Annotated in this window: 7 protein-coding genes; 4 read left to right on the forward strand and 3 right to left on the reverse strand. The window is 51.8% G+C overall.

Annotation, left to right across the window (positions count from 1 at the left end; translation table 11 throughout):
* The first annotated feature begins 210 nt into the window (after positions 1–210).
* Positions 211–711: a hypothetical protein gene (locus CSQ88_RS16930; protein ID WP_099399267.1), complete on the forward strand. Its 501-nt coding sequence runs from the start codon at positions 211–213 to the stop codon at positions 709–711.
* Between the two features lie 451 nt (positions 712–1162).
* Here CSQ88_RS16930 and CSQ88_RS16935 read toward each other — a convergent pair whose 3' ends face one another.
* Complete coding sequence (locus tag CSQ88_RS16935; RefSeq protein WP_099399268.1) at positions 1163–3163, reverse strand: LTA synthase family protein; 2001 nt, start codon at positions 3161–3163, stop codon at positions 1163–1165.
* 204 nt (positions 3164–3367) lie between these two features.
* On the opposite strand from CSQ88_RS16935, the gene yiaY reads away from it, so the two are divergent.
* The 3 genes from yiaY (at position 3368) to CSQ88_RS16950 (ending at position 6870) form a co-directional block, all read left to right on the forward strand.
* Positions 3368–4519: an L-threonine dehydrogenase gene (gene yiaY, locus CSQ88_RS16940; RefSeq protein ID WP_099399269.1), complete on the forward strand. Its 1152-nt coding sequence runs from the start codon at positions 3368–3370 to the stop codon at positions 4517–4519.
* Between the two features lie 318 nt (positions 4520–4837).
* Positions 4838–6142: a 23S rRNA (uracil(1939)-C(5))-methyltransferase RlmD gene (gene rlmD / locus CSQ88_RS16945; protein WP_099399270.1), complete on the forward strand. Its 1305-nt coding sequence runs from the start codon at positions 4838–4840 to the stop codon at positions 6140–6142.
* A 299-nt stretch (positions 6143–6441) separates the two neighbouring features.
* Positions 6442–6870, forward strand: a complete 429-nt coding sequence (locus CSQ88_RS16950) for an META domain-containing protein (protein ID WP_099399271.1) — start codon at positions 6442–6444, stop codon at positions 6868–6870.
* Between the two features lie 133 nt (positions 6871–7003).
* On the opposite strand, the gene bioH is transcribed toward CSQ88_RS16950, so the two are convergent.
* A complete protein-coding gene (bioH, locus tag CSQ88_RS16955; protein WP_099399272.1) occupies positions 7004–7783 on the reverse strand; it encodes a pimeloyl-ACP methyl ester esterase BioH in 780 nt (259 codons plus the stop codon).
* A gap of 428 nt (positions 7784–8211) precedes the next feature.
* Positions 8212–9351, reverse strand: coding sequence for an 8-amino-7-oxononanoate synthase (bioF, locus tag CSQ88_RS16960; protein ID WP_099399274.1), 1140 nt, complete (start codon positions 9349–9351; stop codon positions 8212–8214).
* Positions 9352–9837: the final 486 nt, after the last annotated feature.

Here is a 9837-nt window from a genome sequence, read left to right on the forward strand (position 1 = left end):
AAACATTAAAAAAAATCGATTCGGCTGATTTTTTGCAAATCTCATCAAACAGAGCTGCGATGTTTGAATTTATCATTTCTATCTGCTGATGCTTATCATTAGAATGAGAGCTGGCATAAGTATTCCGCCTTACTTTTATAAAGTGTTACTTCACAAGACCAATGCACCAGCCCTGCTCTACAGATATTAATAAAAATGAGGAGTCATAATATGAGTCAAGTAAAGACCTACACCCTGATCGCCCAGGCATGCAGCCAGCTGCCAGAAAGCCTGCGCCAGAATGATGGCATTCGCCAGGCCATTATCAGCATCAAAGAGCGCTATCCTGAATGGCTGCAGCTCAGCGCCCTTGAGATTCAGGAATTAAGTCAGGTCTCTAAAACACTGGGCCGCGCCTTCAGCAAAAGCAGCACAGGACAAATCACCCTGCAATTTGCCGCACTATGCGAAGTATCCAGCGAGCTGTTTAAAGAAGTAAAAGACATCCGCAAGGAAATCAAAGACATCATCAGCGATAACGAACAAGCGCTGCTGGATGACAATGTGGGCGCATTAGCCTATGTACCCGAGTTTCGCCGCTGCATGGGCCCGGCACTGGCCCGCTCGATTGTATTAAGAAACTTCGCCAATATGGTCGACGCCGTACTGCTCGCGCAGATTCAGTATTCTGATGAGAATGTGGAAATCGAATTACTGATTGAAGCGGCGTAATTTACGCATGCACAAACAAACGCCACCTTGATAAGGTAGCGTTTTTATTGGCTGCTGATGCGGCAAAGTAAAACCCAAATCCTGAACCACGGAGGGCACAGAGATCACGGAGTTTCACGGAGAAAAAATGAGTGTAAATTAAGTTGTTTTTTGTTTGAAGTATTCTTCAATACACAGCAATTTAAATTTCAATTATTACTCATCGCACGGGGCTTAAATCTCCCCCTGAAGCACGCCGAAGCGAGGAACAAGCGGGGTGGGGTCGTCGTCAATTCGTGTTTGAGCGAAGCGAGTTGAATTGACGCCACCTCGATTGTCCGCAGTGAGGGGCCTTCGTGCTGTTTGGGGTGGCCTTCTTTGGCTTCGTTTCTTGGCCACACAAGAAAGGAAGGCCCCGCGGTGGCTACCGCACCAAAATCAACGTGCCGAAGGCACTTAAACCTCCAGCTGATTACTTCCCCCCGCTATGCGTCAGCATGTAATCCGACACCGTGTAGTAATCCCTTAATTGCTGCTTCATTCTGGCGGCAATATCCGGATGCTCGCTGGCTTTATCTGCCGAAGGGGTATTGGATTTCATATCAAACAAGCCACCGCTTTTTTTGCTGACTTGCATAATGTAATACCAGTCTTTATCCAGGATACCAATCTCGCCGCCTTCATCGGGGTAAATCGTGAAGGCAAAGCGGGAGCCATCAAAGCGCGGATCAAGCAAATCGCGGCCCATGCCTTTGTTTATATAAGACAAATTAAACAGGCCAGCGATGGTTGGCAAAATATCAATTTGCGAGGCGGTTTTGTCGTAACGGGCAGGCTTTAATAGCTTAGGCGCGTAAAGAATAAAGGGCGTGTGCACCGAGGATAGTTTTAAATCCTGAAACGCACGCGGCACATTCGGGCCTACATCGTGGCCCATAGCGCGAATACCGTGATCGCCAAAGAATACAAACACCGTATTATCAAAATAGGCTTCTTTCTTTGCTGCTTCTATGAATTTTTCTATGCAGTAATCCATATAGCGGAATGAATTGTATTCATCCACCGCAGCAAAACCATTGGCATGCAATTCGGCGACACTTGGATTTTTTAATTTAAAATCAGTGTCTTCTGCCGGAATGGTATAAGGGCGATGATTACCCGAAGTTTGAATCACGGCAAAGAATGGTGATTTTTTCTCACGGAAAACTTTATTTGCTTCATAAAACAGATTTTTATCCGAAATCCCCCACACATCATTACGCGGGGCACTGTAGCTGCCCTCTTCGTGAATCTTCAGCCCGTCAATATTTTTGGTCAGCACGCCGCGCACATTGGCCCAGGTCGTGCTGCCGCCAATAAAGTAATCTTTCTCGTAGCCTTTAAAGGCATTAATTAATACATTTTGATTTACAGCGGCCGGATTACGGCTGGAGGTATCTCTTAAATCAACATCCGGAATGCCGGATAAGCCCGCGAATATACCGCGTGCCGTACCAAAGTGCGGGGTATAGAGATTATCAAACCAGATGCTTTCTTTAGCCATTTGGGTAAAGAATGGCGTGGTCTCCAGCGGGTTACCATAAAGGCTGGTTTTGTAGCCGGAGAACGATTCCAGGTAAACCATCACCACATTGGGCTGGCCTTTAAACGCAGTGGGCTTAGGCTGGATGTGGCGCTCAAAATTCAGCGTTTTAGCATCGGGATGATCCACCCCTAAATATGCAGCAACCGCAGGGTATGCGGCCCGCACATCATCAATCGAATAGGTGTCTTTGGTATAAGACATCGTGTCAAAAAAGTTTAAAACAGGGTTCAGCGCTACAGCGGCAGCAAAGCTGTTGGTTGTGTAATAAGCATCGCTCCAGCGCAGCGGGTATTGCGAAAACTTACCGTGTATTCCCAGCAAAGTGGCCAGTAAAGACACCAGCACCAGCAAGCTGGTTTTCCACTTGCCCGCTTCCCAGCCTGCAAAGTGCGAAACCCAGCGCATCAGCCCTGCCACGCCCCATGTCAGCAAAGCTACCGACAAAGCCCAGACCAGCGTTAGTTTGCCCACAGGATAAGTAGACCAAACCATGCCGGCCGATTCATCCAGGTTGTATAAGAAATTCAGCACACTGGCAGAAAGCTTAACGCCCAGATAGGAGTAATGGGCAAAATCAACCATATGGCTAAAAATCAGCACGGCAAACACCAGCGCAAACCACAGCAGCCACAGCCGCTTTGCCAGCCCTTCTTTAAATGGCGTGGTGAGCTTAAAACCGCCAAGCAGCAGCATAGGTGCAAGGCTTAAAAGCCCCAGGCGCAAATCAAAGCGTGCACCCAGCAATATAGATTCCGCCAGTAAACGGCCGGGCAAAGGATCTGCTTTATTGCCAAATGCCGTAGCAAAGCCCTGACGGATCAGTATCCCAAGAGCAATAAAGGCCAGCAAATAGACAAGGGTAAAGCGAAATAAGCGAGGGATGCGCATGGGCTGTATGGGGTTTATTTTCCGGAACCGCGATTCTACCCCATGCTTTTAGTCAGTTTTCGCCGCAACTGTATAGAAAATGTATTTGGGTATTATTCCAGCCGCACAAATAGCCACGCAGAGCCCGTCTTTCTTTGATCTGACACAAAACCTGCAATATCCAGAATGGTTAAGCTCAAATTTTGACCTGCAGGCAGATCCGCCATGACTACTACCGCATTCTTTATTCCAGCAGTAAATCTGATGGGCGCTGGCTGTCTTAAAGACGCAGCAAGCACCATTCAATCCTACGGCTTTAAAAAAGCGCTGATCGTGACCGATGCCGTGCTCAATAAAATCGGCATGGTGGCTAAAGTATCCGAGCTGCTTGGGCAGTATGGCGTGGTATCGGTGGTGTTTGACGGCGCTCAGCCCAACCCTACCATCGGCAATGTTGAGGCAGGTTTAAAATTACTCAAAGAAAACGACTGTGATTTTGTGATTTCGCTGGGTGGCGGCTCACCGCACGATTGCGCCAAAGGCATTGCACTTTGCGCCAGCAATGGCGGCAATATCGCGGATTACGAAGGGCTTGATCAATCTAAAAAACCACAGCTGCCACTGGTTGCAATCAACACCACAGCCGGTACAGCCAGTGAAATGACCCGCTTCTGTATTATTACTGACGAATCACGTCATGTAAAAATGGCGATTGTAGACAAACACACCACGCCAATTCTGTCGGTTAATGATCCGGAGCTGATGCTGGATAAGCCTAAAGACCTGACCGCAGCCACCGGCATGGATGCGCTGACCCACGCCATTGAAGCCTATGTATCCACCATCGCTACCCCCATTACCGATGCCTGCGCGCTGAAAGCCGTGACCTTAATCAGCGAAAACCTGCGCCACGCCGTCAATGATGGCCACAACTTACACGCCCGCGAGCAAATGGCTTACGCACAATTTTTAGCAGGGATGGCCTTTAATAATGCATCGCTAGGCTATGTACACGCGATGGCCCACCAGTTAGGCGGTTTTTACGATCTGCCACACGGCGTATGCAATGCCGTGCTGCTGCCGCATGTACAGAAATTCAACTCCCGTATCGCCGCCAAACGCCTGGGTGAAATCGCCCACGCCATGGGCTGCGATGTACGCTTCTTATCAGACGAAGCCGCCGCCGAAGCCTGCCTGTCCGCCATCCGCCAGCTGGCAGCGGATGTGGGCATCCCGGTTGGCCTGATCGAGCTGGGTGTGAAAGAAGCCGACTTCCCAACCCTCACCGCGAATGCACTGAAAGACGCCTGCGGCTTTACCAACCCGATTCAGGCCACGGCAGAAGAAATTACTGCGATTTATAAGGCGGCAATGTAAAACGTAAGCGCAATAGATTCGCCTTAAATCAATAGATAACGCCGCATGCAAAGACGATTTGCTTGCGGCGTTTTTGATTATTTACCAGTGCAACATATCAAAACCCAAATATTGAAACACAGAGGGCGCAGAGAACACGGAGTTTCACTGAGAACGAATGAGTGATGTGGCAAAAAAATCAGGTATGGAAAACTGGCTTAATGAAATTGGCCTTCTTTAAACAATCAAACATACAGCCCTGAGAGTACCCGATATTCCGCGCCGTCCTCCCCACTCCCAAGCCTGCTATAATCCGCCGTTTTACGCGATGGCCTTACCATGACTGCTCCTGCCCTGATTGAATCCTTAGACTTTGAAGGCCACGGCATTGCGCGCGTAGAAGGGAAGACGATTTTTATTGATGGCGCCCTGCCACGGGAAACCGTCAGCTATAAAAGCTATCGCATTAAGCCGCGGTTTGAAAACGCCGAAGCCACGCAAATCCATACCACCAGCCATATGCGCGTTAATCCGCCCTGTCCGCATTTTGGTGTGTGCGGCGGTTGCAGCATGCAGCATCTGGAATTTACCGGCCAGGTGGCGGCCAAGCAGCGGGTGCTGGAAGACAACCTTAAACGTATCGGCAATGTAAAAGCCGAAATGATGTTGCCGGCGATTTATGGCCCGGAATGGGGTTACCGCCAGCGGGCGCGTTTGTCAGTTTCTTATGATGCGAAGCAAAATGAAGTGCGGCTGGGCTTTTTTGAGCGGCGCTCTAAAGTGATTGCGGCGCTGAATGAATGCCGTGTGTTACCGCCGCATATTTCCAAGCAAATCTTGCCGCTGCGCTCGCTGATTAAAAGTTTATCGATAAAAGACCGCATCCTGCATATCGAGCTGGCGGTCGGGGAGCATGTGGATATTCTGGTGCTGCGCACGCCAGTCGCCCCTAATAAAGCCGATCAGGCTTTGATTAAAAAATATGCGGATCAGTGGAAGGTACAATTCTGGCTGCAGGCAAAATCGGTTGAAGCGGCCACGCCGTTTTACCCGCTGGATGCACCGCAGCTCAGCTACAGCATCCCTGAATTTGGCATTGTGATGCGCTATAAGCCCACAGAATTCACCCAGGTAAACCACCGCAACAACCGCACGCTGGTAGCGCGGGCGATGGATTTACTTAAACCACAGGCCGGTGAAGTGATTGCTGACTTTTTCTGCGGCGTGGGTAATTTCACCCTGCCCATTGCCAAAAGCGGCGCAAAGACGCTGGGCATGGAAGGCTTGCAACAACTGGTCGATCGCGCCAATGAAAGCGCCAGCGATAATGGGCTTGCCAGCAACACCCAGTTTAAAGTGGCCAATTTATTTGAGATGAGCGAGAGCTGGCTGAAAAAACTTGGGGCTTTCGACAAGATGCTGATCGATCCACCAAGGGATGGCGCACACGAGCTGTGTAAATCCATCAGCGCCCAAAACGGCCCAAAACGCATCGTCTACGTATCCTGCAATCCCTCCACCCTGGCCCGTGATGCCGATGTGCTGGTGCACGAAAAAGGCTACACGCTTAAAGCGGCAGGGATAGTGAATATGTTCCCGCATACGGCACATGTAGAGAGTATTGCGTGGTTTGAGAAGGGCTAAGAGCATCGTTCATATTGCTTTCCCAAAATGGCATAGCCGTCATCCCAGAATGTATGAATCGGGGATCCAGCAGAACGGCTGGATCCCCGACGAAACTACCCGGGAATGACAATCTGATTCATAGCTGGCATTGAGACAAAACGCGAAGCAGATCTTCGCGTTTTTTATTGGCCATATCCACGGCAAATACTACCGAATGCCACTTAATACCTCGCCCCCGGCGCAGCAACTCAACTAAGCTTTAAGCGGTTTAAATTGATGCTGAGCGTCTTGCCAGCTGCACTCTATGGATATCAAATATGCGTAAATTATTGCTTAGCTCTGTTATTGCCCTTGGTTTATCAGCCTGTGCCAGCGTGATGCCTTCTTCCCCGGCATCCCCAAGTGCGGCTGCCCGCTTTGATGGCGAGTGGAATATCGTCAAAGTGAACGATAAAGCCGTCAGCAGCGATAGCAAGGCCACACTGGCTTTTGACGCAAAAACCATGCGTATTACGGGCTTTGATGGCTGTAACCGGGTGATGGGCAGCTTAAAAGACGATAATCAGCAGCTTAAAGGCATGCTGGCATCCACCATGATGGCCTGCATGGGCGACGAGAACAGCGCCATCAGCCACGCAGTGGGGCAGGCCTTTGCCACTGGTGCAGAAGTGAAAGAGCTGGAAGCCGGTAAGCTGATCGAACTAAAAAGCAAAGACAGCTCGCTGACTTTGGCTAAAAAACCTTAAAAGAAATAAAGCGATTTTCACAGGAGTGGCCTTAGCCGCGAAAGTACTGCGTATAAAAACATTCGCGGCTCGCTCCTGCGCTGCAGTATCGAAGGTGGGGATTAGTGTTTCCTGCGCACCGCTCTCACACCGGCTACATCCCCGCCAGCAAAAACCGCCGCTGAGCCGCAATAAAATCATCCGGATGCGAAGCAAAGGGCACGTGGGCTGCGCCGCTGTGAACGATCAGCTCGGCGTGAGGCAAAGCCTCTGCCAGCCACTGCCCGGCCCCCAGCGGGGTGAGCGTATCGCGGTTGCCAAACTGCAGTAATACCGGGCAGATCAGCTGATGTATTTGCTGGCGTAAATCGGTATCACGCAAGATGACCAGGCCTTCCTGCAGTGCCGCAAGGCTTGGCTCGCCGTGCAAGAATAATTCCTGGCTCAGCGTTTTTGCCATGGCCCGCGCCTCAGCGCCGCCTTGTACTTGCAGGCTGATAAAGCGTTTTAAAGTGCCTTGCCAGTCTGCGGCGAGACTTGCGGCAAATTGGCTCATAGTGGCCGTGGCCATAGCGGGCAGCCAGTCTTCCCTCTGCATAAAACACGGCGTAGAGGCGATCAGGCTGAGCGAGCGGATTTTATCCGGCGCAGCCATGGCCCAACTACTGGCCACCGCCCCGCCCAAAGACCAGCCCACCACTTGCACTGGTCTTGGAAACGCCGCATCCAGCTCTGCCACCATATGAGCCAGCGATAAAGGCTGGCTGCTGGTGCTTTTGCCATGGCCGGGTAAATCAACCAGATGCAGGCAAAAATCATCGCTCAGCGCCTCAGCCACACCGCGCCAAACCGTGCTGTTCATCGCCCAGCCATGCAGCAGCACCACATCAGGCCCACGGCCTGTTGATTCGATATGTAAAAAATTGCTTGTCATGCTTAGCAAAACCTTTCAAAAAAACAACTATTTGCCAAATACTTAAAAATTAAATACGGCTTTATGCTTCGTTGTGCCGGTAAAACCATATGCGCTAACCACAATATAAAAAGACCTTTTTAGTGCCTTCGGCACGTTGATTTTGGAGCGGCAGCCACCGCGGGGCCTTCCTTTCTTGCTTCGCCAAGAAACGAAGCCAAGCCACAAACTCAAAGCACGAAGGCCCCTCATCTGCGGACAGCGGCGGCTGCGGGACTCACTCGCTTCGCTCGCTCAAACATCCTCGCCGAAACTCCGCCCGCTTGTTCCTCGCTTCGGCGTGTTTCAAGGGGGGATTTAAGCCCCGTATCGAGAGCCTGGTCATGCTCATTTTTCTTTGTTTGCTACTAAAAACCAAATTGCTTAGTGCTTATGAGATTTCATCCACCCTAAAGCAACGCTTTTAACTCCCCAATCAAAGCCGCAACATCCTCATCAGAATGCGCCGCCGATAAAGTGATGCGCAGTCGTGGCGTGGGCACGGTGGGCGGGCGGATTGCGCCTGCCCAGATGCCGCGCTCAAACAGCGCTTTGGCGATGCGGATGGTGGTTTCATTATCCGGCAGCAAGACCAGCTGAATCGCCGTATTGGAATCAAGCAGCTCGCAGCATTCCTGTAAACCCGCTCTGAAGGCCGCAATATGCCTGGCCAGACGCTGCCGCCGCCAGGATTCGGCAGTAATTAAATCAAGGCTGGCCAGCATGGCGCAGGATAAAAGAGGTGGCATGGCGGTGGTGTAAACATAGCTGTGGGCGGTGTTCAGCAGCCAGTCGCACATGACTTGCTCACCCGCAACAAAAGCGCCCGATACGCCAGCGGCCTTGCCTAAGGTGGCCATATAAATAATACGCGGCGATGCAATACCAAACTCAGCCAGCGTGCCCCGCCCATCCCCGAGTACACCAAAGCCGTGGGCATCGTCTAAAAACAGCCAGGCATCGTATTTTTCGGCCAGCGCCAGGAGCGCCGCCACCGGGGCGATATCGCCATCCATGCTGAATACCGCGTCAGCCACAATCAGCTTACGTGGCGCGCTACTGGCGGCCAGCAGGCGCTCCAGCGCGGCCATATCCTGATGCGGGTAGCGCTTAAAATCGGCCCGCGATAAAGACACGGCGTCATTTAAAGAAGCATGATTGAGCTTATCGGCAAACACCGCATCACCGCGCCCCACCAGCGCAGTAATCACCGCCAGATTGGCCATATAGCCGGTAGAAAACCCCAGCGCAGCGGGCATGCCTACCAACTGAGCCAGCCGGTCTTCCAGCGCCTGATGCGGGGCAAAATGCCCTGCCAGCAAATGCGCTGCGCCGCTGCCCACGCCCCAGTCTGCCGCGCCTTGCTGCGCCGCTTGCACCACAGCCGGGTGATTGGCCAGCCCCAGATAATCGTTGCTGCAAAAATTGATCAGCTGCCGCCCAGCAACCAGAATATGCGCGCCCTGCGGGCTATCGATCTGGCGGCGGCTGCGCAGCAAACCTGCTTGCTGGCGCCCGGCCAGCCTAGCGGCAAATTGAGAGAAAGGCATGGGGAAATCCGGCGTGGAAAGCGGCAATTCTAACAGCTGACAGGGGAAGGTGCGCTGGCTGAAGCAGGGCCAGGGGGGCTGATGATGTAAATCGTAAAACGGCGGGCATCGCCCCATACGCGCTAACCAAAGTCAAAAAGATCTTATTAGTGCCTTCGGCACGTTATTTTGGTGCGGGCGTCCCGCTGGACCTTCCTTTCTTGTGTGGCCAAGAAAGGAAGCGAAAGAAGGCCACCCCACGAAACACGAAGTCCCCTGCGCTGCGGACAATCGAGTCGGCGGCGGGCGGGATTGGCTCGCTGCCTCGCTCCCTTGCCGAAACCCTGTCATGGTCTAATCCCAACAGACACCTCGATAGGTGCATCATTCACCTTAACGAGAAATATTAGATGACTTCAATGCGTAAAAAGTATGATGCCAGCTTCAAATTGGAGGTCGCCCGAATGGTGGTCGATCAGGGTCTCAGTGTGGCTCAGGTCGTACAAA

The organism is Iodobacter sp. BJB302 (assembly GCF_002735645.1).
GTDB lineage: Bacteria > Pseudomonadota > Gammaproteobacteria > Burkholderiales > Chitinibacteraceae > Iodobacter.

Bases quoted from the DNA above. Each gene is read 5' to 3' on its own strand.
- CSQ88_RS16950 (WP_099399271.1), top strand. From the start codon at position 6,442: ATGCGTAAATTATTGCTTAGCTCTGTTATTGCCCTTGGTTTATCAGCC.
- CSQ88_RS16930 (WP_099399267.1), top strand. From the start codon at position 211: ATGAGTCAAGTAAAGACCTACACCCTGATCGCCCAGGCATGCAGCCAG.
- bioH (WP_099399272.1), bottom strand. From the start codon at position 7,783: ATGACAAGCAATTTTTTACATATCGAATCAACAGGCCGTGGGCCTGAT.
- CSQ88_RS16935 (WP_099399268.1), bottom strand. From the start codon at position 3,163: ATGCGCATCCCTCGCTTATTTCGCTTTACCCTTGTCTATTTGCTGGCC.
- bioF (WP_099399274.1), bottom strand. From the start codon at position 9,351: ATGCCTTTCTCTCAATTTGCCGCTAGGCTGGCCGGGCGCCAGCAAGCA.
- yiaY (WP_099399269.1), top strand. From the start codon at position 3,368: ATGACTACTACCGCATTCTTTATTCCAGCAGTAAATCTGATGGGCGCT.
- rlmD (WP_099399270.1), top strand. From the start codon at position 4,838: ATGACTGCTCCTGCCCTGATTGAATCCTTAGACTTTGAAGGCCACGGC.